A 20,521-nucleotide genomic window follows, 5' to 3' on the forward strand; every position below is an offset into this window, starting at 1 on the left:
CCTAGAGCCTCGGCCCGAGGGAGGGACGCCGGCGTTCGGTCAACGCCCGAACCGGCGGAGAGACCTCGAGCATCGACCAGGGATGGCGGGGGCGAAGGCGGGGATCCGGACCCGGCCGCGCCGTCGTATCGCGCGCCGTCCTGCCCGCTCCGGGCCGATGCTTCAGGGAACATCGAGACCACACCATGCCCAGCCCGACCTCTCGCGCCGCCGTCCTGCTCGCAGGCCTCCTGCTCTCCGGTGTCACGGGGGCGGCCCTCGCGCAGACGGCGGCCGAGCCTCGTGCGCCCCTCACCGGCCGCAGCGTCACCGCGGCCGGCCAGACCAAGCCGCCGACGCCGGGGCAGCTCTCGGCCTCCTCGCAGGCGCAGATGCAGAAGGCGCAGCGCGCGGCCCGGGATCGCGACAAGGCGTGGGACGCCAAGATGAACCGGACGATGGGCTCGATCTGCAAGGGGTGCTGACCGACCGGAGGGGACGCCCCGGATGATCCGCTTCGAGGGCGTGGGCAAGCGCTTTCCCGGCGCCGAAAGCCCGGCGATCGAGGGCCTCGATCTCACGGTGCCGGAGGGCCTCACCCTCGCGCTGATCGGCCCCTCGGGCTGCGGCAAATCGACGACCCTGCGGATGGTCAACCGCCTCGTCGAGCCGGATACCGGCCGCATCCTCCTGGCCGGGCGCGACGTGGCGGCGAGCGATCCGGTCACCCTGCGGCGCGGCATCGGCTACGTGATCCAGGGGGTCGGCCTGTTTCCCCATCGCAGCGTCGGCGAGAACGTCGCGACCGTCCCCGAGCTGCTCGGCTGGACGCGGGCGCGCATCGCGGAGCGAGTCGATGCCCTGCTCACCCTCGTCGGCCTCGATCCGGCCCGCTACCGCGACCGCCGGCCCGACGCGCTCTCGGGCGGGCAGCGCCAGCGCGTCGGCGTCGCCCGGGCGCTCGCCGCCGACCCACCAGTGCTGCTGATGGACGAGCCGTTCGGCGCCGTCGATCCGGTGACCCGTAGCCGGCTTCAGGACGAGATCCGGACGATCCTGCGCTCCCTCGGCAAGACCGTGATTCTCGTGACCCACGACATCGGCGAGGCGATGCGGATGGGAGACCGGATCGCCGTGATGCACGACGGCCGCCTCGTCCAGTCCAGCACGCCGGAGGCACTGCTCGCGGCCCCCGCGGACGCCTTCACGGAGCGCTTCCTCGGCTCTGGCCGGGCCCTGCGCCGGCTCGACCGGCTGCGGGTGGGTGATTTTGCCACCGCCGCCCCGCGGGCGGGCGAGGCTCCCACGATCGCGCCGGAAGCGAGCCTGCAGGAGGCGCTCGACCAGATGCTCGCGAGCGGCGCGACGCATCTCGCGGTCGGCAGCGGCAGCCTGACCCTCGACGCCGTGCGGGCCGCCGCCCGGGCCGAGGCCGGGCCGGGCTGAGACATTCTTGGGACGATCCCGCGATCCCGCCCGCGGCGCTAACGCTTCTTCTTCGGATCGCGGTTCGACGCGCCCCGGATCAGGCCGGCAAGGCCCGCCTCGATCACCGCATCCGCGGCCTCGGAGGGCGAGAACCATTGCGACACCCGCTGGCCGCGCTCGGGAAACTTCTTGAGTTGCTTGCGCACCTCGAGCGGGAAGACCGTGACCTGGCACAAGACGGCGTCCCGGTTCTTCAGGCGCTTTTCGTAGAGGTAGAAGCCGAGGGGACGCTTGCCGACATGGCCGACGATGCCGGCCTCCTCGTAGGCCTCGCGCGCCGCCGCCTCGAAGGGCTTGCGGCCCTTCATCGGCCATCCCTTGGGGATGACCCAGCGCCGGGTTTCGCGGGAGGTCACGAGCAGCACCTCGGTCCCCCCTTCGGGAGTCCGGCGCATCGGCAAGACGCCGACCTGGGGGCGCGCATCGCGGCTGGTGTCGATCGGGCCGGCCGTCATGCGTGTGCAACGCCCCATGGGCCGCGCGGTTCGCGCGCGCTCTTGCCCACCGAGCCCGTCCCGAAGGGACACCGTGATGGACCGGACGATTTGACGACATGATGACGGAAAGGCACGGCGCTTCGCCCGAACGCTGTGATCGCGCCGCAGCAAAGGGCGGCAGCCTCCCGTAACGGAGTTCCGCCCCCGACCTCAAGGGAAAATTAACCGGCAAACCTTTCAGAACCGCATCGGTCGCAGGACGCGTCCGTTCGGTCCGAGGCCGCTCAGCCGTTCATGCTGAGGTTCTCGATCAGCGCGTTGAGATCGGCCCGCATGGCCTGGATCTCCGGCTCGGACATGTTGAGCTGGCACATCACCGATTGGCGCACGGCCACCGCCTCGGCGCGTAGGGCACGGCCCGCCTCGGTGAGGGAAATCTCCACCTCGCGCTCGTCCGACTGGCGCCGGCTTCGGCTGAGGAAGCCGCTGCTCTCCAGACGCTTCAGCACCGGCGTCAACGTGCCGGAATCGAGCCTCAGGCGCCGCCCGATCTCGGAGACGGTGACGCCGTCATTCTCCCAGAGGACGAGCAGGACGAGATATTGTGGATAGGTGAGGCCCATCCGTTCCAGCATGGGCCGGTACGACTTCGTCATCCGATGGGCGGCGGCGTAGAGCGCGTAGCAGAGCTGGTTGTCGAGCAGCAGCGGGTCCTTGAGCACCCCTGCGGTCTCGTTGGGAGCATTCACCACGCGTACCATGCCGTTCGACGAAGCCTTCCGTCCGGCAAAGCGACCGGGGCGGGCCACCCTGCGCGGGGCCTCAGCTTGGTCATGCCGCGGATACGATAGCGGATGAACCCCCGGTGGGTACATGCACAAATGTCCCACACCCGCTTTTCCCCGGACTTTCGTCCGCCCGGCGGGACGGGTCAGGGCTCAAATAGCAGAAAGGCGGCCCGGAGGCCGCCTTCCGCTCGACGTGGAGGAGTGCCCGCCGGTCAGGCGGCGTCGGCCGACGCCTGGCTCGGGCCGGAATCCTTGCCGCGTGCATCGACGTCGCGGTCCACGAACTCGATGACGGCGAGCGGGGCGTTGTCGCCATAGCGGAAGCCCGCCTTCATGATGCGGCAATAGCCGCCCGGACGCGACTGGTAGCGCGGGCCGAGCACGGTGAAGAGCTTCTTGACCATGTCCTTGTCGCGGATCTGGGCCATGGCGAGGCGGCGGGCGTGGACGCTGTCGGTGCGGCCGAGGGAGATCAGCTTCTCGACGACCGGGCGGAGATCCTTCGCCTTCGGCAGGGTGGTGACGATCTGCTCATGCTTGAGCAGAGCGACCGACATGTTGGCGAACATCGCCTTGCGATGCTCGGCGGTGCGGTTGAAGCGGCGACCGCGATAGGCGTGACGCATGATGGCTGTTCCTTCTCCGTCACGGCCGCCGTGCCACGGTACGGCCATGTGCCCTGCAGGGCTGTTCTTGAAATTCCGCGTAACCCCGCGGCGGGATGGATGAGGCGCGCCCGACCCCGGGGCATCGCCCCGGTTCGGGATCGGCCCGACAGGCGGCACCCTGCGGCGCCGCCCCGTGTCGCCCGAGAGCGACCGTGTCGCCTCAGTAATGCTCTTCGAAGCGCTTGGCGAGATCCTCGATGTTCTCCGGCGGCCAGCCGGGGATGTCCATACCGAGGTGCAGGCCCATGCCGGCGAGCACTTCCTTGATCTCGTTGAGCGACTTGCGACCGAAGTTCGGGGTGCGCAGCATCTCGCCCTCGGACTTCTGGATCAGGTCGCCGATATAGACGATGTTGTCGTTCTTCAGGCAGTTCGCCGAACGGACCGACAGCTCCAGCTCGTCCACCTTCTTGAGCAGAGCCGGGTTGAAGGGCAGCTGCGGCGCGAGCGGGGCGGCCTCTTCCTTGCGGGGCTCCTCGAAGTTCACGAAGACCTGGAGCTGGTCCTGGATGATGCGGGCCGCATAGGCCAGCGCATCCTCCGGGGTCACGGCGCCGTTGGTCTCCAGCGTCATGGTCAGCTTGTCCTTGTCGAGATCCTGGCCCTCGCGGGTGGTCTCGACGCGGTAACTGACCTTGGTGACGGGCGAGTAGAGCGCATCCACCGGGATCAGGCCGATCGGCGCGTCCTCGGGGCGGTTGCGATCGGCCGGGACGTAGCCCTTACCGGTGGCGACGGTGAACTCCATGCGGATCTCGGCGCCGTCGTCCAGCGTGCAGATCGCGAGCTCGGGGTTGAGCACCTGGATGTCGCCGGTCACGGCGATGTCACCCGCGGTGACGACGCCCGGGCCGGTCTTGCGCAGGGTCATGCGCTTGGGCGTATCGGTCTGCGAGCGCAGGGCGATCGTCTTGATGTTGAGGACGATGTCGGTCACGTCCTCGCGCACGCCGGGGATCGACGAGAACTCGTGGAGCACGCCGTCGATCTGCACCGAGGTGACCGCGGCGCCCTGGAGCGAGGAGAGCAGGACGCGACGGAGCGAGTTGCCGAGCGTCGTGCCGAAGCCGCGCTCCAGCGGCTCGGCCACCACGGTGGCGACCCGCTTGGGATCATCGCCGGCCGACACCTGGAGCTTGTTCGGCTTGATGAGCTCTTGCCAGTTCTTCTGAATGACCACAGTCCTACCTCTTCACAATCCCGCGCCGCCGGCGTCCCGGAAGCGCTTCGGCCGGCTCAGGGCGCGCCCCTCAGGCGCCCGAGCCGGTCCCGGATCCTCACCCCTCGCCGCCGACCCAGAGGACGGGAACGAAGCTGTAGCCGGCGCCGTCACGGGCGACGTGCCCGAGGGCCGGAAACTCAAGATGCGAGCCGCCGATCAGCGTCCCCTCGGTCGCGACCTCGTCGAGGATGCGCGTGCGGGTCGCCCGGGCCTGATCGCCATCGACGTCGAAGGCGACACCCGCCTCCGGTCGCTTGAACTGGATCGCCGGCATGTGCACCACGTCGGTCCACATCAGGAGCGCCTTGTCCCCGGAGACGATCCGCATGCCGCAATGACCCGGCGTGTGCCCGGGCAGCGGCACGGCGGTGATGCCAGGCACCAGTTCGCCACCCTCGTGGCGGCGGATCCGGGCACCGTAGGGCGCCACCGCCTTGCGGGCGTTCTCGAAATACGGCCTGGCCGCCTCGGGCGCCCGGGAGAGCGCCTCGTCGGGCAGCCAGTGGGCCGCCTCGTCGGCATGCACCACCAGTTCGGCGTTCGGATAGGCGGCGCTGCCGTCCTGGGTCACCAGCCCGCCCGCATGGTCGGGATGGAGATGGGTCAGCAGCACCGTCTCGATCGACTCCGGCGCAATGCCGGCCAGGGCGAGCGCGGCGGGCACCCGGCCCATCGTCGCGGGGCCGAAATGTCCGTAGCCGGAATCGATCAGCACCGGCTTGCGGCCGGCGCCGGTCACCACGAACGCGTTGAGCGTGACGACCGGAGCCTCGCTGCGGAAGCCCGCGCGCTGGAGCGCGCCGGCCTCCTCCTGCGGGATGCCGGTGACGAGGTCGAGCGAGCCCTGAAACCAGCCGTCGTTGAGCGCGGTGACCGTGAGGTCGCCGAGGGTCCAACGTAGCACGCCGGGTAGGGGCTTGTTCGATCCGTCCGCCATAGGCTTCTCCGCTCCGCGGTCGCTCCGGTTCGCCGTATCAGACGCGACGGCGCTTGCGCGGGCGGCAGCCGTTATGCGGAATCGAGGTCACGTCGCGGATCGAGGTCACCGTGAAGCCGGCAGCCTGGAGCGCGCGGAGCGCCGATTCACGGCCCGAACCGGGGCCCGAGACCTCGACCTCGAGGGTGCGCATGCCATGCTCGGAGGCCTTGCGGGCGGCGTCCTCGGCGGCGACCTGGGCGGCGTACGGGGTCGACTTGCGCGAGCCCTTGAAGCCCATCGCGCCGGCGGACGACCACGAGATCGTGTTGCCCTGCGCGTCGGTGATGGTGATCATCGTGTTGTTGAACGAGGCAGCCACGTGCGCCACGCCCGAGACGATGTTCTTGCGTTCGCGCCGGCGGACGCGGGTCGGTTCCTTGGCCATTGTTTCGCTCTGGTCCTTCAATCACGCCCGTATTTCCAGGCGCTCGGGATTCTTTTGGGATTTGGCGGCGCGACCTTGGACGGTCGTTCCGCCTGTGCCGGCCCCGTAGCGGGACACCCGGCGCGACGCGAAGGAGGCCGAGCGAAGCACGGCCTTCCAATGCCAAAAATTACTTCTTCTTGCCGGCGATCGGCTTCGCCTTGCCCTTGCGGGTACGGGCGTTGGTGTGGGTGCGCTGGCCGCGGACCGGGAGCTGCTTGCGGTGACGGAGACCACGGTAGCAGCCGAGATCCATCAGGCGCTTGATGTTCATCGACACGTCGCGGCGCAGGTCGCCCTCGACCATGTAATCGCGGTCGATGGTCTCGCGGATCTGGAGCACCTCGGCATCGGTGAGCTGGTTCACGCGACGCTCGGCCGGGATCCCGACCTTCTCGGTGATCTCCTCGGCCTTCTTCGGACCGATGCCGTGGATGTACTGAAGCGCGATGACGACGCGCTTGGCGGTCGGGATGTTGACGCCTGCGATACGGGCCAAGATGATCTCTCCATGGGGCGGACCCTGACGGCCCGCAATCACTGCGAAGATGCGCGTCCGGTGGAGGCCGGCCCCTGCGCACCCGCCCGAAACGACAAATCGGCCCGCGAGCGCCCCTTCAAGGCACTGTCGGACCAGATCCCGCTTGAGCGAAGGGGGCCCGCCTAGCGCAGGCGCGCCCCCCTGTCAACGACCTCATACCGCGCTGCGGCGAAGGAACGGCGCGTCGGGCCTACGAAACCGCCTTCTCGCGATACGACTGGAGCAACGCGGTCACGTCGCCGGTCACCTCGTCGATCGGCTTCATGCCGTCGATCTTCCGCAGCAGGCCGGTGCCGGCATAGTAATCCGACAGGGGCGCCGTCTGCTTCCGGTAGGCCTCGAGACGGGTCTTGAAGACCTCGGGGGTGTCGTCCTTGCGCACGGGCTGACCGCGGGCCGCGGTCTCCTCGGCACGCCGGGCGATGCGGCCGACCAGGGCGTTCTCGTCGACGACGAACTCGACCACCGCGTCCAGCGCGATGCCCTTGTCGGCGAGCATCCGGTCGAGGGCCTTGGCCTGTTCCACGGTGCGCGGGAACCCGTCGAGGATGAAGCCGGACTTGGCGTCGGCCTCCTCCACGCGGTCGGCGACAATGCCGACGACCACCGCGTCCGGCACGAGGCCGCCGCTCTCCATGATCGACTTCGCCTCGAGCCCGACCGGCGTGCCGGCGGCCACGGCCGCGCGCAGCATGTCGCCCGTGGAGAGCTGCGGGATGCCGTAGCGTTCCACGATGCGCTCGGATTGCGTGCCCTTGCCCGCCCCCGGCGGTCCGAGCAGGATGATCCGCATGACGTCTCCTCGTCGTCAGGGCCCGGCACCGGGCTCGTTCTTCCGTCCCGGCCTCCTCCCGCGGAGCGAGGCCGGTCTCACTTCACTGTGATGCGAGAATTCGGCGCTCCCGTCCATCGAACCTTTGGACGGGACGCGCCTGAAGCGGGATTAGCGTCGCCGGGCGCCCGTGGTCGAGGCGCCGCGCAGCTTGGCCTTCTTCACGAGCCCCTCGTACTGGTGCGCCATCAGGTGCCCGTGGATCTGCGCCACGGTGTCCATGGTGACCGAGACCACGATGAGCAGCGAGGTGCCGCCGAAGCCCAACGCCGCCGAGGTGTAGGAGGCGACGATCTCGGGCACGAGGCAGACGAAGGTCAGGTAGCCGGCGCCGATCACCGTGATGCGGGTCAGCACCTTGTCGATGAAGGCCGCGGTGCGCTCGCCCGGGCGAATGCCGGGGATGAAGCCGCCATGCTTCTTCAGGTTGTCGGCGGTCTCCTGCGGGTTGAAGACGACCGCCGTGTAGAAGAACGTGAAGAAGATGATCAGGGCGGCGTAGGCCACCATGTAGAGCGGCCGGCCGTGGCCGAGATAGGCCGTCAGCGTGCCGAGGATGCCGGTCGAGCCCTGGTTCGCCGAGAAGCTCGCGATCGTGGTCGGCAGAAGCAGCAGGGACGAGGCGAAGATCGGCGGGATCACGCCCGAGGTGTTGAGCTTGAGCGGCAGGAACGAGGTCTGGCCCTCGTACATGCGGTTACCGACCTGGCGCTTGGGGTAGTTGATCAGGAGCCGGCGCTGGGCGCGCTCCATGAACACGATGAAGTAGACCAGCCCGACCGCCGCGAGGCCGGCCCCGAGCAGGATCGCCGGCGAGAGGGCGCCGGTACGGGTCAGTTCGAGGGCGCCGAAGATCGAGGCCGGGAGGTGGGCGACGATGCCGGCGAAGATGATGAGCGAGGAGCCGTTGCCGATGCCGCGGGCCGTGATCTGCTCGCCGATCCACATCAGGAACAGGGTGCCGCCGGTCAGCGTCACCACGGTCGACAGGATGAAGAACGGTCCGGGCGCGATGACCGCGTTGGAGCCCTGCAGGCCGAAGGCGATGCCCCAGGACTGGACCAGCGCCAGCACCACCGTGAGGTAGCGGGTATACTGGTTGATGACCTTGCGGCCGGATTCGCCCTCCTTCTTCAGCGCCTCGAGGCTCGGAACCACCGAGGTGAGGAGCTGAACGATGATCGAGGCCGAGATGTAGGGCATGATGTTGAGCGCGAAGACCGCCATGCGCTCCACCGCCCCGCCCGAGAACATGTTGAACAGGCCGAGCACGCCGCCGGCCTGGTTCTGGAAGTTGCGGGCGAACTGCTCCGGGTCGATGCCGGGGATCGGAATGTAGGTGCCAAGGCGGAACACGATCAGCGCGCCCAGGGTGAACCAGATGCGCTTCTTGAGTTCGTCGGCCTTGGCGATGGCGCCGAAATTCAGGTTGGCGGCGAGCTGCTCGGCGGCTGAGGCCATGTCACGATTCCTAGAGCATCGGCCCAAAAGGTGGACATCGACTCGCGAGCGGAGCCGATGCGGCACTGAGAGGCGTCATGTCCCGGGTCGTCTCGGACGGTCCCGGAATGCGGAAGCGGCGGCCGCGTGCGAGCACGGGCCGCCGCTTCGGCGTTCGATTTAAGGGTCGGTTCAGGCCGACGCAACCGCGCTGTCGGGCGTGCCGCGGTGGGCGACGCCGGCGGCGAAGGTGGTGGTGACCGAGCCGCCGGCCTTCTCGACGGCCTCGATGGCCGACTTGGAAGCGCGTGTGATCTCGAAACTGAGCTTCGCCGTCAGCTCGCCGACGCCGAGCAGCTTCACGCCGTCGCGGGCCCGGGAGATGATCCCGGCCTGGACGAGGGCATCGACCGTCACGGTGGCGTTGGCGTCGAGCTTGCCGGCATCCACCGCTTGCTGGACGCGACCGAGGTTCACCTCGTTCAGGTCGTGGGCGTGGATGTTGTTGAAGCCGCGCTTCGGCAGGCGACGGTGGAGCGGCATCTGGCCGCCCTCGAAGCCCTTGATGGACACGCCGGTGCGGGCCTTCTGACCCTTCACGCCGCGTCCCGCGGTCTTGCCCTTGCCGGAGCCGATGCCCCGGCCGACGCGCATGCGGGCCTTCACGGCCCCTTCATTGTCGCGGATCTCGTTGAGCTTCATGGGTAAGCCCTCCTCACGCCGCGGCGTCGTCGAGGACGCGCACGAGATGCGCGACCTTGCGGATCATGCCGCGAACCGAGGGAGTGTCCTCCAGCTCGGCGACGCGGTGCAGCTTGTTCAGCTTGAGGCCGATCAGCGTCGCACGCTGGGAGGCCTCGCGGCGGATCGGCGAGCCGATCTGCTCGACGCGGACAGTCTTGTTTGCCATGCTGCCCTCCCCTTACGCCACAGCGGCTTCGGAGGCGTCGGCCGGGTCGGAATCGCGGCGGCGGGCCTGGAGGGCCGACACCTTGAGACCGCGACGGGCCGCGACCGAACGCGGGCTGTCCTCGTTCTTGAGCGCGTCGAAGGTGGCGCGCACGAGGTTGTAGGGGTTGGACGAGCCGAGCGACTTGGCGACGACGTCCTGCATGCCGAGGGTCTCGAACACGGCACGCATCGGGCCGCCGGCGATGATGCCGGTGCCCTGCGGGGCCGCGCGAAGGATGACCTTGCCGGCGCCGTGGCGGCCGTTGACGTCGTGGTGCAGGGTGCGGCCCTCACGCAGGCTGACCCGGATGAGGCCACGCTTGGCCGCCTCGGTCGCCTTGCGGATCGCCTCCGGCACCTCACGGGCCTTGCCGTGACCGAAGCCGACGCGGCCCTTCTGGTCGCCGACGACGACGAGCGCCGCGAAGCCGAAGCGACGGCCGCCCTTCACCACCTTGGCGACGCGGTTGATGTGGACGAGCTTGTCCACGAACTCGCTGTCGCGCTCCTCGCGGTCGTCGCGGCGACGACCCTCGCGTTCACGTGCCATTCTTGTGTTCCTATGATCTCACTGACGCGAGCCCGAAGGCCCGCTCGCTCGATGGCTTCCCTCCCGGCGACGGGAGGGAAGACGCGTCCTCAGAAGTCCAGGCCACCCTCGCGGGCCGCGTCGGCTAGAGCCTTGACGCGTCCGTGGAAGATGTAGCCCGAGCGGTCGAAGACGACCTTGGTGACGCCCGCGGCCTTGGCCCGCTCGGCGACGAGCTTGCCGACCGCCTCGGCCGCCGCCTTGTCGGCACCGGTCTTGAGGCTGGCGCGCAGATCCTTTTCGAGGCTCGAGGCCGCGGCGAGCGTACGGCCCGCGGCGTCGTCGATGACCTGGACGTAGATCTGCTTGGACGAGCGAAACACCGACAGCCGCGGACGGCCGTTGGCGGTGGCTCGAAGGGCCCGACGGACCCGCGCCTTGCGGCGCAGGAGGGCTTCGTTCTTGTTCGACATGAATCGCCCCCCTTACTTCTTCTTGCCTTCCTTACGGAAGATGAACTCGCCCGCGTACTTGACGCCCTTGCCCTTGTAGGGCTCGGGGCCACGATAGTCGCGAATTTCGGCCGCAACCTGACCGACACGCTGCCGGTCGATGCCCGACACCACGATCTCCGTGGGCTTGGGCGTCACGATGGTGATGCCGGCCGGGATCTCGTATTCGATGTCGTGGCTGTAGCCGAGCGAGAGCTTCAGCGCCTTGCCGGCCATCGCGGCGCGGTAGCCGACGCCGGTGATCTCCAGCTTCTTCTCGAAGCCCTTGGAGACGCCCTCGACGAGGTTCGCCACCTGGGCGCGCGAGGTGCCCCACAGGGAGCGGGCCTGCTTCGACTGGTCCTTGGGCTGCACCGAGACGGCGCCGTCCTTGAACTCGACGTTCACCTGGGCCGGCACGACGAACTGCAGTTCGCCCTTGGAGCCCTTCATCTTGACCGTCTGACCCGTGACCGTGGCGGTGACGCCGGCGGGGACGGGGACGGGCTTCTTGCCTACGCGAGACATTGAGCTGTCCTCCGGATCAGAACACCTTGCAGAGCACTTCACCGCCGACGTTGCGCTCGCGCGCCTCGTGATCGGCCATGACACCCTGCGGAGTGGAGATGATGGTCACGCCGAGGCCATCGGCGACCCGCGGCAGCTCGCCCACCGACGAGTAGACGCGGCGGCCCGGCTTCGACACGCGCTTGATCTCCCGGATGACCGGGCGACCGTCGTAGTACTTGAGTTCGATCGCGAACTCGGTGCGGCCGTTACCGAGGTCCGACACCGCGTAGTCGCGGATGTAGCCCTCGGACTTCAGGACGTCGAGAACCGAGGCGCGCAGACGCGAGCCCGGGGTCTGGACGACGTTGCGACGGCGCGACTGGCCGTTGCGGATGCGGGTGAGCATGTCACCCACGGGATCGTTCACCATGGATGCCTCCCCTTACCAGCTGGACTTCACGAGACCCGGGATCAGACCCCGGTTGCCGAGCTCCCGCAGAGCGACGCGCGAGACGCCGAGCTTGCGGTAGTAGGCGCGCGGGCGGCCGGTCATCTCGCAGCGGTTGCGGATGCGGGTGGCCGACGAGTTGCGCGGCAGCTCGGCGAGCTTGAGGCGCGCCTCGAAGCGCTCCTCCATCTCGCGGGACTCGTCGTTGGCGATGGCGAGCAGAGCCTTGCGCTTCTCGGCGAAGCGCTTGACCAGCTCCTTGCGGTGGTTGTTCTTTTCGACTGAGCTCTTCTTAGCCATGTCTTCTCTCTCCGGTGTCCGCGTCTAAGCGGCGCTGCATGAGCGCGGCTTACTGCCGGAACGGGAACTTGAAGTGGGCGAGGAGCGCCTTGGCCTCCTCGTCGGTGGTGGCGCTCGTCTGGACGACGATGTCCATGCCCCAGGTCTGCTCCGCCTTGTCGTAGGAGATCTCCGGGAACACGAGGTGCTCCTTGAGGCCCATGGCGTAGTTGCCGCGGCCGTCGAAGGAGCGCGGGTTCAGGCCGCGGAAGTCGCGCACGCGCGGCAGCGCGATCGTAACGAGACGGTCCATGAACTCGTACATGCGCGCCTTGCGCAGGGTCACCTTGCAGCCGATCGGCATGCCCTCGCGGACCTTGAAGGTCGCGATCGCCTTGCGGGCGCGGGTGATGACCGGCTTTTGACCGGCGATGAGAGCGAGATCGCCCGCCGCAACGGTGGCCTTCTTCGAATCCGCGGTGGACTCGCCGACGCCCATGTTGATGACGATCTTCTCGATCTGCGGCACCTGCATCGGGTTCTTGTACCCGAACTGCTCGATGAGCTTCTGCCGGACGACCTCGTCGTAATGCTTGCGCAGACGCGGGACGTAGGCGTTCTTGTCGGCCTCAGCCATCGATCTGATCCCCCGTGGTCTTGGCGAACCGGACCTTGCGCCCGTCGTCGAGGATGCGGAAACCCACGCGGGTCGGCTTGCCGTTGGCATCGGCGACCGCGATGTTGGAGAGCTGGATCGCAGCTTCCTTGGAAATGATGCCGCCTTCGGCGTTCTGGGTCTGCTTCTGGTGCTTCTTGACCAGATTGACGCCGCGCACGAAGGCCTTGCCGTCCTTCGGCAGCACCTGGATGACCTCGCCGGAGCGACCCGCGTCGCGGCCGGTGAGGACGACGACCGTGTCGCCCTTCTTGATCTTGGCGGCCATCACAGCACCTCAGGAGCGAGCGAGATGATCTTCATGTGGTTGCGGGCGCGCAGCTCGCGCGGCACCGGCCCGAAGATGCGGGTGCCGACCGGCTCCTTCTGATTGTTGATCAGAACGGCGGCGTTCTTGTCGAAGCGGATGACGGAGCCGTCGGCGCGCTTCACGTCCTTGGCGGTGCGCACGACGACCGCCTTCATGACGTCGCCCTTCTTCACGCGGCCGCGCGGGATCGCCTCCTTGACGGAGACGACGATGATGTCGCCGACGCCGGCATACTTGCGCTTGGACCCGCCGAGCACCTTGATGCACATCACGCGGCGCGCACCCGAGTTGTCGGCGACGTCCAGATTCGTCTGCATCTGGATCACGGGAGTGACCTTTCCTGGTTTCAGGCGGGTTTCCGCACGCGGACGGTATTGCCCGGCGGACGACGCCTGATGGGGACTTGACGTCCCCGGATGTAACGAACCGCGCAAACGGCGTCGTGAGACGCCGGCGCGGTCACCGCGTTGGGAGGGTGCGAACACCCTTGCCGAATGTCGCGAAGGCCGGCCGCATACTACGGCGCGAGAGCGGGCGCAAGGTCTCCCGCGGCAGACCGACCCACCACCGTCGGTCCGGACGCGGTCCGTGATCGCCTGCGGCCAATCGCGACAAGCCCCCCGGACCCGGTTCAGGATCGGGCCCGCCGCCTGCTAGAGAAGGGCGGTCCGTCAACCGTCGGCCCGGCCATGTCCCCAGCTCTCGCGCATCTCGTCTTGCCGCCCGACCGCCGCCAGTCGCCGACGGCGCTGCAGGTCCAGCGCGGGGTGCGCCGCCTCTTCTCCGAGATGGGCTGCGTCTCCCTGCCGGAATTCTCCCTCGCCAACGGGCGCCGGGCCGACGTGATCGCCCTGTGCGGCGCAGGGCGCCTCACTATCGTCGAGATCAAGTCGAGCGTGGCCGACTTCCGGGCCGATCGCAAATGGCCGGAGTACCGCGACTATTGCGACCGGTTCTTCTTCGCGATTCCCGAGACGGTGCCGGAGAGCCTGATCCCCGAGGAATGCGGGTTGATCGTCGCCGACGCCTTCGGCGCGGCGGTTTTGCGGGCGCCGCTGGAACACCCGCTGAGCGGGCCACGGCGCAAGGCCGTGACCCTCCGCTTCGCCCATGCGGCGGCGGGCCTCCTCCACGCTCTGGCCGATCCGGGTGCGATTCGCGAAGGTGCGCTCTGAGGCGTCCGCGCCTCGTCAGGCGGCGCGCACCGTCCCGAGGAAGCGCTGCACCTCGCCCCGCAGATGCTCCGACTGGCGCGACAGGCTCGCGGCGGCCGTCAGGACCTCATTGGCCGCCGTCACGGTCTGCTCCGCGGCATGGGCGACGCTCGCGATGTTCGCGGTCACCTGACCGGTCCCCGTCGCCGCCTGGGCGACGTTGCGCACGATCTCCTGGGTCGCCGCCCCCTGCTGCTCGACCGCCGCGGCGATCGACGTCGCGACGCCGCTGATCTCGCGGATCCGGAGGGTGATGTCGCCGATGGCGCCCACCGCCTTGCCGGTGGATGCCTGGATCCGGCCGATCTGGTCGGCGATCTCGCCGGTCGCCCGGGCCGTCTGGGTGGCGAGTTCCTTGACCTCGCTCGCGACCACGGCGAAGCCCCGGCCCGCCTCGCCGGCCCGCGCCGCCTCGATCGTCGCGTTCAGCGCCAGCAGGTTGGTCTGTCCGGCGATCGTCGAGATCAGCGCCACCACGTCGCCGATTTTGGCCGCCGCGCCGCTCAGATCCTGGACCAGGGTCGCGGTCTGGGCCGCCTCGTTCACGGCCACGCCGGCCATGGCGGCGGAGCCATCGACCTGCCGGCCGATCTCCTGCACCGAGGCGCCGAGTTCTTCGGCGGCGGCCGCGACCGTCTGGACGTTGGTGGCGGCCTCCTCGGCCGCGGCGGTGACCGTGCTGGACTGGTCGGCGGTCTGCGCGGCGGTGCCGGCCATGCCCTGGGCGGTCGTCTGGAGCTGCGCGGCCGCGGTGCCGACGGAGTCCACGATCCCGCTCACCGCCCGCTCGAAGCCGTCGGCCATCGCGTGCATCGCGGCCTTGCGCTGCGCCTCGGCCCCGGCCCGGGCGAGCGCCGTTTCCGCCTCCAGGGCGCGGGCGCGGATCAGGTTGTCCTTGAACACCTGCACGGCGGCGGCCATGGCGCCGATCTCGTCGCGCCGGGTCCGGTGGGGCGTCTCGACGGTGGCGTCGCCCGCGGCGAGGCGGCCCATGGTCTGCGTCATCGCCGCGATCGGCCGCGTGATCCGCCTCAGGCCCAGCAGCGTGGCCGCGAGCGCCACCGCGAGGGCGACGCCGACCGCGAGGGCGGCGACGAATGTCGCGGTCCCGACATCGGACGAGGCCCCATCGGCCTCCTTCTGCGCCGCGCCCTCGTTGAACGCGGTGGCGCGATCGAGAACCGCGCGCACTTCCGAATAGGTGGCGACGTTCGCCCGGCTCACGAGGATGTCCAGGGCCTCCTGCCCGCGTCCCGCCTCCGTGAGGGCCTCCAGCGCACGGCTCTTGCGCAGATAGCCCTCCCACAGCTCCGCGAACGGTCCGAAGATCGCCCGCTCCTCGGAGGAGGCGATCAGCGGCTCGTAGCGCTTGCGCGCCGCCGCCACGTTGTCGATCGCCGTCCGGGACTGGCGCAGGGCATCGGCCCGGTGCTCGGGATCCACCGAGGTGGTGACGAGGCGATATTGCTTGATCCGGACCTGATCGACTTCGCCCCGCAAGGCATTGATGGCGACGACCGACGGCAGCCAGTTGCCGGCCACTTCGGAGATGCGGCCCTGGATGCTGAACAGCTTGACCACGGACAGCGCGCCCTGGGCGCAGGCGATCAGCGCGAGCAGGCCGAACAGCCCCGCGAGCGTGCTCGTCAGGGACAGGCGCAGACCCGCTCCCGATCGATGTCCGAGATCCATCGTGTTCTCTCCCAGGAAGCGGTGTCGCCAGGAAGCGGTGTCGCACGGCCGCCTCCGCCGACATCGCACCGACCGGTGGATGATTCCCCGCCCGAGACTGACCATCGTCTCTGGCGGAGACCTGGGGAAGGTCGAGCATCTTGCTTAAAGCCGACTTAATCTCAGCAAACCCGACCTGACAAAGAAGTAAATCCCATAAGACCACATGAGGTTGTCTGACAGCGTCCGCGCGACACCTCACGATCATTGGACCACAGGTCGCCGGGCGGGCCCGGGGCGGATTGCGCGGCCGGCGCACGGGCAGCGGCAGACCCCGCCCCCGCTCGCGCCGGGCCGGTTCGCGCCATGGCAGCGGCTCACGATCAACTGTTCGTGATCGACGGCTGGCGGGTCCATATCGGACCGCGCTCGCTCACGCTTCGGAGGAGGCCCGAGCCATGAGCGAAGGATTTACGGGGGAGAGGATGGCGGCAGGGGGCCCGGCTGCAGGGCGCGGAGCACGTGGACCCGGAGGGCGGAGGACAGGTTGCGCGCGCCGCGCTCGGCATCGACCGCCCCGATCAGCGCCTGGACCGATTGTCCGCGCTCTCGGGCCATCGCCTGCAAGGCCGACCAGAATTCCGGTTCCAGGGAGACGCTGGTGCGATGGCCGGCAATCATCACGGACCGTTTGGCGATGCCCGTCGCGGGCGCGCCGCTCATGTCTTGTCGGGGTCGCTCAGCCGGTGGCCCTCGAGACGCGACGCCTCGAGCGCCTTGCGGGTCTCGACGAGGGTCTTCGTCGCTTTCGGCCGGCCGAACAGGACGCGGTTCTCGGCGGCCTTGGCCTCCCGCGCCGCCTTCTCGCGCGCCTTGCGCACTTGCCGCAGGTTGATGATCTCGGCCACGCGTCAGCCCTCCGCCATCGACCCGGCGCGGACCTTTCCGCACCGGGACAGGAGTTTGCGCCTATTCCGCGGAGGGCGCCAGCATGGTCTCGGGCCGCACCACGCGCTCGAACTCCTCCTCCGTGACGTAGCCGAGGCGCAGCGCCTCCTCCTTCAGAGTGGTGCCGTTCTTGTGCGCGGTCTTGGCGATCTCGGCGGCCTTGTCGTAGCCGATCGAGGGGGCGAGCGCGGTCACCAGCATCAGCGAGCGGCTCATCAGGTCGCTGATCCGGTCGGTGTTGGCCGTGATCCCGACGACGCAATTGTCGGTGAAGCTCACCGAGGCGTCGGCGAGCAGGCGCACCGATTGCAGCACCGCGTTGGCGATCACCGGCTTGAACACGTTGAGCTCGAAATGGCCCTGGCTGCCGGCGAAGCTCACGGTGGTGCCGTTGCCGACGACCTGGGCGCAGACCATGGTGAGGGCCTCGCACTGGGTCGGGTTGACCTTGCCCGGCATGATCGAGGAGCCGGGCTCGTTCTCCGGCAGCGACAGCTCGCCCAGTCCCGAGCGAGGCCCGGAGCCGAGCAGGCGGATGTCGTTGGCGATCTTGAACAGGCCGCTGGCCAGGGCGTTGAGCGCGCCCTGGAGGAAGACGAGGGCGTCGTGGGTGGCGAGCGCCTCGAACTTGTTCTCGGCGCTGGTGAAGGGCAGTCCGGTCAGCTCCGCGACCTTGGCCGCGAACCGCTCGGCGAATTCCGGATGCGCGTTGAGCCCGGTGCCGACCGCCGTGCCGCCCTGGGCCAGGGCCAGCACGCCGGGGAGCGTCGCCGCCACCCGGGCGCCGCCGAGCGCCACCTGGGCGGCGTAGCCGGAGAATTCCTGGCCGAGCGAGACCGGCGTCGCGTCCTGGAGATGGGTGCGGCCGATCTTGACGATGCTCTCGAAGGCCTTCGCCTTCGCGTCGAGGGCGTCGTGCAGGTGGGACAAAGCCGGGAGCAGCCGCTCCTGCACCTCCCGGGCGACCGCGATGTGCATGGCGGTCGGGAAGGTGTCGTTCGAGGACTGGCCGCGGTTGCAATGGTCGTTGGGGTGGACCGGCGACTTGCCGCCGCGCTTGCCCCCGAGCCGCTCGTTGGCGAGGCTGGCGATGACCTCGTTGGCGTTCATGTTGGACTGGGTGCCCGAGCCCGTCTGCCAGACCACCAGCGGGAACTCGTCGTCGTGCCGGCCGGCGACCACCTCGGCGGCGGATTCGGCGATGGCGTCGGCGATCTTCGGGTCGAGCCCGCCGAGATCCCGGTTCACCAGCGCGGCGGCCTGCTTGACGATGCCCAGGGCGTGGACGAGCGGCGCGGGCTGGCGCTCGGTGCCGATCTTGAAGTTCTGGATCGAGCGCTGCGTCTGCGCGCCCCAGTACCGGTGGGCGGGCACCTCGATCGGGCCGAAGGTGTCGGACTCCGTGCGGGTCTCGACAGCGGGGGACTCGTGCGGCGACATCGTGGCCTCTTCGTTGGGTCGGCTGGCCCCCTACTTAACGAAGCCTGATCGTCGGCGCGATGCCGCTCGCAAAGGGCGGATGACGCATCGATCGCTCCGTTACCGCCAAGATTGCCGCCCAGATTACCGCCGAGGTTTTCCCCGCCGATGCAGGACACGCTTCCTCTCGCGGCCGCACCGTTCCGGCCGAAGGTGCCGCCGCCGCTGACCCGGCCGCTCGGCCTGTTCGCCTTCCTGAAGGCGGCGCGGGAGAACCCGATCGGCACCTGGATGAAGGCGCATTTCGAGGAGTTCGTCGTGGCGGGCGAGACCGCCATGGGCCGCGTGACCGTCGTCAGCGACCCGGCCTTGGTGCGCTACCTCTTCGTCGAGAACGCCGCCAATTACCGCAAGGACGACCTCCAGAAGCGCGTGCTGGCGCCGGGCCTCGGCAACGGCCTGCTCACGGCGGAGGGGGACGAGTGGCGCCTGCAGCGGCGTACCCTCGCGCCGATCTTCTCCGCGCGTCAGGTCGCGGGGTTCACCCGCCCGATGGACGCGGCGGGGGCCCGCCTGGCCAAGCGCCTCGCCCGCCGCGACGGGGCGCGCGTCGACATGGCCCAGGAGATGACCCGCGCCACCCTCGACGTGCTGGAGCGGACGATCTTCACGCAGGGATTGCCGGGCGACCCCGACGCCCTGGGCCGGGCCATCACCCGGCTCCTCGAATCGGTCGGGCCGATCGATCCCCTCGACGTGTTCGGCGTGCCGGGCTTCGTGCCCCGCATCGGCCGCCTGCGGGCGCGCCCGGCCCTGCGCTTCTTCGCCGAGGTCGTCGACACGCTCCTGGACGGGCGCAAGGCCGCCATCGCCCGGGGCGAGGCGCCCCACGACCTGATGACCCTGCTCCTGAACGCGCAGGACCCCGAGACCGGGCGCGGCCTGTCCGACCTCGAGGTGAAGGCCAACATCGTCACCTTCATCGCCGCCGGACACGAGACCACCGCCAACGCCCTGACCTGGGCGCTCTACTGCCTCTCGCAGGACGCGCCCGCGCAGGAGCGGCTGGCGGCGGAGGCCGAGGCCGCCCTCGACGAAGCGAGCGGGACGATGGCCCTCGACCAGCTGCCCTTCGCCCGGGCGGTGATGGAGGAGACGATGCGGCTGTTCCCGCCGGTGCCCTTCATGAGCCGCCAGGCGCTGCGCGACGACCGGATCGGGCGGATCAAGATCCCGCGCAACTCCACGGTGATCGTGGCGCCTTGGGTGATGCACCGCCACCGCCGCCTCTGGGACGAGCCCGACGCCTTCCTGCCCGAACGGTTCCTGGGCGAACGACGCGAGGCGATGGCGCGCTACAGCTACCTGCCGTTCGGGGCGGGACCGCGGGTCTGCATCGGGCAGAGCTTCTCGCTGCAGGAGGCGACGCTGGTGCTCGCCCATGTCGCCCGCGCCGTGCATCTCATCCTGCCGGCGGACCACCCGCCCGTCACACCGCTTCACCGGGTGACGCTGCGGCCCAAGGACGGCTTGCGGATGGTGGTGCGGCGAAGGGGCTGAGCGCCCCTCGGAGGGGCTGAATGCCCCTCAGTTCTTCTTGCGGAAGGCGTCCAGGCTGACGACCTCGGCGGTCGCGTCCTTGTCGCTCTTCTCGGCGGCCTCGGGAGCCGGCTCCTTGCCCTCCCCCTCGCCCTTGCCTTCGTTCTTGGCTTCGTTCTTGGACGCACCACGGGCCGCCTTGCCGGAGGCGGGCAGGGCCGGGACGATCTTCGGGCCGGAGGTGGGAAGCGTCGTCAGGCCGGTGCCGAGCGGCTTGATCTCGGCGGGCTCGGAGGCCGCCCCGCGGGGACCGGTCTTGACCGTGGACGGCGTCGCCTCGGTCGACTCGGCCTCCTCCGCCGTCTCCGCGAGGTCGAATTTCAGGCCGAACTGCACGGAGGGATCGAAGAAGCCCGACAGAGCGTCGAACGGAATCAGAAGGCGCTCGGGCACGCCCGAGAAGGACAGGCCGACCTCGAAGCTGTGCTCGGTCACGCCAAGATCCCAGAACTGGTGCTGCAGGACGATCGTCATCTCCTGCGGGTATTTCTCGCGCAGGCGCTGCGACATGCGCACGCCCGGCGCTTCCGTCCGGAAAGAGACGTAGAAATGGTGCTCGCCCGACAGCCCTTCGCGGGCCGCGTCGGTCAGCACCTTACGCACGACGCCGCGCAGGGCATCCTGAACCAGCAGATCGTAACGGATCAGATCTTCGGCCATCGGCGCTCGCTTGCCCGG

At 69.3% G+C, this 20,521-nt stretch carries 28 protein-coding genes; 4 read left to right on the plus strand and 24 right to left on the minus strand.

All coding sequences use genetic code 11. From position 1 onward, the window contains the following. The first annotated feature begins 185 nt into the window (after positions 1-185). Together LW587_RS13160 and LW587_RS13165 are read left to right on the plus strand one after the other, a co-directional pair. A complete protein-coding gene (locus LW587_RS13160; RefSeq protein WP_232630047.1) occupies positions 186-464 on the plus strand; it encodes a hypothetical protein in 279 nt (92 codons plus the stop codon). A gap of 22 nt (positions 465-486) precedes the next feature. Then, positions 487-1,425, plus strand: coding sequence for an ABC transporter ATP-binding protein (locus tag LW587_RS13165; protein ID WP_232630048.1), 939 nt, complete (start codon positions 487-489; stop codon positions 1,423-1,425). 38 nt (positions 1,426-1,463) lie between these two features. Here LW587_RS13165 and LW587_RS13170 read toward each other — a convergent pair whose 3' ends face one another. From LW587_RS13170 to rplN, 19 genes are all read right to left on the minus strand, one after another. Continuing rightward, positions 1,464-1,922: an NUDIX hydrolase gene (locus tag LW587_RS13170; protein ID WP_232630049.1), complete on the minus strand. Its 459-nt coding sequence runs from the start codon at positions 1,920-1,922 to the stop codon at positions 1,464-1,466. Between the two features lie 266 nt (positions 1,923-2,188). Next, on the minus strand, positions 2,189-2,653 hold the full coding sequence (locus LW587_RS13175; protein ID WP_232630050.1) for a MarR family winged helix-turn-helix transcriptional regulator: 465 nt from the start codon (positions 2,651-2,653) through the stop codon (positions 2,189-2,191). 251 nt (positions 2,654-2,904) lie between these two features. Next, the gene (gene rplQ, locus LW587_RS13180) at positions 2,905-3,318 is read right to left on the minus strand and encodes a 50S ribosomal protein L17 (protein WP_232630051.1); all 414 of its coding nucleotides are present in this window, start codon (positions 3,316-3,318) and stop codon (positions 2,905-2,907) included. 202 nt (positions 3,319-3,520) lie between these two features. Next, entirely contained in the window at positions 3,521-4,540 is a 1,020-nt protein-coding gene (locus LW587_RS13185) for a DNA-directed RNA polymerase subunit alpha (RefSeq protein WP_232630052.1), read from the minus strand. Between the two features lie 97 nt (positions 4,541-4,637). Beyond that, a complete protein-coding gene (locus tag LW587_RS13190; protein ID WP_232630053.1) occupies positions 4,638-5,519 on the minus strand; it encodes an MBL fold metallo-hydrolase in 882 nt (293 codons plus the stop codon). A gap of 37 nt (positions 5,520-5,556) precedes the next feature. Further along, entirely contained in the window at positions 5,557-5,946 is a 390-nt protein-coding gene (gene rpsK / locus LW587_RS13195) for a 30S ribosomal protein S11 (protein ID WP_003597118.1), read from the minus strand. A gap of 169 nt (positions 5,947-6,115) precedes the next feature. Continuing rightward, positions 6,116-6,484 carry a 30S ribosomal protein S13 gene (gene rpsM, locus LW587_RS13200; protein ID WP_056247446.1) on the minus strand — a complete coding sequence of 123 codons (369 nt, stop codon included), beginning with the start codon at positions 6,482-6,484 and terminating at the stop codon, positions 6,116-6,118. Positions 6,485-6,716: 232 nt separating this feature from the next. Further along, entirely contained in the window at positions 6,717-7,319 is a 603-nt protein-coding gene (locus LW587_RS13205) for an adenylate kinase (protein ID WP_232630054.1), read from the minus strand. A 150-nt stretch (positions 7,320-7,469) separates the two neighbouring features. Continuing rightward, entirely contained in the window at positions 7,470-8,819 is a 1,350-nt protein-coding gene (gene secY / locus LW587_RS13210) for a preprotein translocase subunit SecY (protein WP_232630055.1), read from the minus strand. A gap of 171 nt (positions 8,820-8,990) precedes the next feature. Next, entirely contained in the window at positions 8,991-9,500 is a 510-nt protein-coding gene (rplO, locus tag LW587_RS13215; protein ID WP_232630056.1) for a 50S ribosomal protein L15, read from the minus strand. A 13-nt stretch (positions 9,501-9,513) separates the two neighbouring features. Beyond that, complete coding sequence (rpmD, locus tag LW587_RS13220; protein WP_232630057.1) at positions 9,514-9,708, minus strand: 50S ribosomal protein L30; 195 nt, start codon at positions 9,706-9,708, stop codon at positions 9,514-9,516. Between the two features lie 12 nt (positions 9,709-9,720). Continuing rightward, complete coding sequence (rpsE, locus tag LW587_RS13225) at positions 9,721-10,299, minus strand: 30S ribosomal protein S5 (RefSeq protein ID WP_232630058.1); 579 nt, start codon at positions 10,297-10,299, stop codon at positions 9,721-9,723. Positions 10,300-10,388: 89 nt separating this feature from the next. Next, a complete protein-coding gene (rplR, locus tag LW587_RS13230; protein WP_232630059.1) occupies positions 10,389-10,751 on the minus strand; it encodes a 50S ribosomal protein L18 in 363 nt (120 codons plus the stop codon). A gap of 12 nt (positions 10,752-10,763) precedes the next feature. Next, entirely contained in the window at positions 10,764-11,297 is a 534-nt protein-coding gene (gene rplF, locus LW587_RS13235; protein WP_232630060.1) for a 50S ribosomal protein L6, read from the minus strand. 16 nt (positions 11,298-11,313) lie between these two features. After that, positions 11,314-11,709 carry a 30S ribosomal protein S8 gene (gene rpsH, locus LW587_RS13240; RefSeq protein WP_192282721.1) on the minus strand — a complete coding sequence of 132 codons (396 nt, stop codon included), beginning with the start codon at positions 11,707-11,709 and terminating at the stop codon, positions 11,314-11,316. Positions 11,710-11,721: 12 nt separating this feature from the next. Then, complete coding sequence (gene rpsN / locus LW587_RS13245; RefSeq protein WP_091947089.1) at positions 11,722-12,027, minus strand: 30S ribosomal protein S14; 306 nt, start codon at positions 12,025-12,027, stop codon at positions 11,722-11,724. Between the two features lie 49 nt (positions 12,028-12,076). Then, positions 12,077-12,643 (minus strand): 50S ribosomal protein L5, encoded by a 567-nt coding sequence (gene rplE / locus LW587_RS13250; RefSeq protein WP_056247424.1) that lies wholly within the window; start codon positions 12,641-12,643, stop codon positions 12,077-12,079. Further along, positions 12,636-12,950 carry a 50S ribosomal protein L24 gene (gene rplX / locus LW587_RS13255; protein WP_232630061.1) on the minus strand — a complete coding sequence of 105 codons (315 nt, stop codon included), beginning with the start codon at positions 12,948-12,950 and terminating at the stop codon, positions 12,636-12,638. Before rplX ends, rplE begins: the two co-directional genes overlap by 8 nt. After that, on the minus strand, positions 12,950-13,318 hold the full coding sequence (gene rplN / locus LW587_RS13260) for a 50S ribosomal protein L14 (protein WP_012253654.1): 369 nt from the start codon (positions 13,316-13,318) through the stop codon (positions 12,950-12,952). The genes rplX and rplN overlap by 1 nt, the downstream gene beginning before the upstream one ends. 363 nt (positions 13,319-13,681) lie before the next feature. Between rplN and LW587_RS13265 the strand changes: the two genes are divergently transcribed. Then, entirely contained in the window at positions 13,682-14,167 is a 486-nt protein-coding gene (locus LW587_RS13265) for an MmcB family DNA repair protein (RefSeq protein WP_232630062.1), read from the plus strand. Positions 14,168-14,182: 15 nt separating this feature from the next. On the opposite strand, the gene LW587_RS13270 is transcribed toward LW587_RS13265, so the two are convergent. The 4 genes from LW587_RS13270 to fumC form a co-directional block, all read right to left on the minus strand. Beyond that, the gene (locus LW587_RS13270; protein WP_442919146.1) at positions 14,183-15,898 is read right to left on the minus strand and encodes a methyl-accepting chemotaxis protein; all 1,716 of its coding nucleotides are present in this window, start codon (positions 15,896-15,898) and stop codon (positions 14,183-14,185) included. A gap of 450 nt (positions 15,899-16,348) precedes the next feature. Beyond that, positions 16,349-16,600 (minus strand): ribbon-helix-helix domain-containing protein, encoded by a 252-nt coding sequence (locus LW587_RS13275; protein WP_232630063.1) that lies wholly within the window; start codon positions 16,598-16,600, stop codon positions 16,349-16,351. Continuing rightward, entirely contained in the window at positions 16,597-16,785 is a 189-nt protein-coding gene (locus LW587_RS13280; RefSeq protein ID WP_232630064.1) for a DUF4169 family protein, read from the minus strand. Before LW587_RS13280 ends, LW587_RS13275 begins: the two co-directional genes overlap by 4 nt. A gap of 61 nt (positions 16,786-16,846) precedes the next feature. Next, positions 16,847-18,265 (minus strand): class II fumarate hydratase, encoded by a 1,419-nt coding sequence (gene fumC / locus LW587_RS13285; RefSeq protein ID WP_232630065.1) that lies wholly within the window; start codon positions 18,263-18,265, stop codon positions 16,847-16,849. A 147-nt stretch (positions 18,266-18,412) separates the two neighbouring features. Here fumC and LW587_RS13290 point away from each other — a divergent pair, with 147 nt between their 5' ends. After that, on the plus strand, positions 18,413-19,804 hold the full coding sequence (locus LW587_RS13290; protein WP_232630066.1) for a cytochrome P450: 1,392 nt from the start codon (positions 18,413-18,415) through the stop codon (positions 19,802-19,804). A gap of 27 nt (positions 19,805-19,831) precedes the next feature. Here LW587_RS13290 and LW587_RS13295 read toward each other — a convergent pair whose 3' ends face one another. Then, positions 19,832-20,503, minus strand: coding sequence for an SspB family protein (locus tag LW587_RS13295; protein ID WP_232630067.1), 672 nt, complete (start codon positions 20,501-20,503; stop codon positions 19,832-19,834). Positions 20,504-20,521: the final 18 nt, after the last annotated feature.

It is taken from the genome of Methylobacterium sp. Leaf118 (genome assembly GCF_920984675.1).
GTDB lineage: Bacteria > Pseudomonadota > Alphaproteobacteria > Rhizobiales > Beijerinckiaceae > Methylobacterium.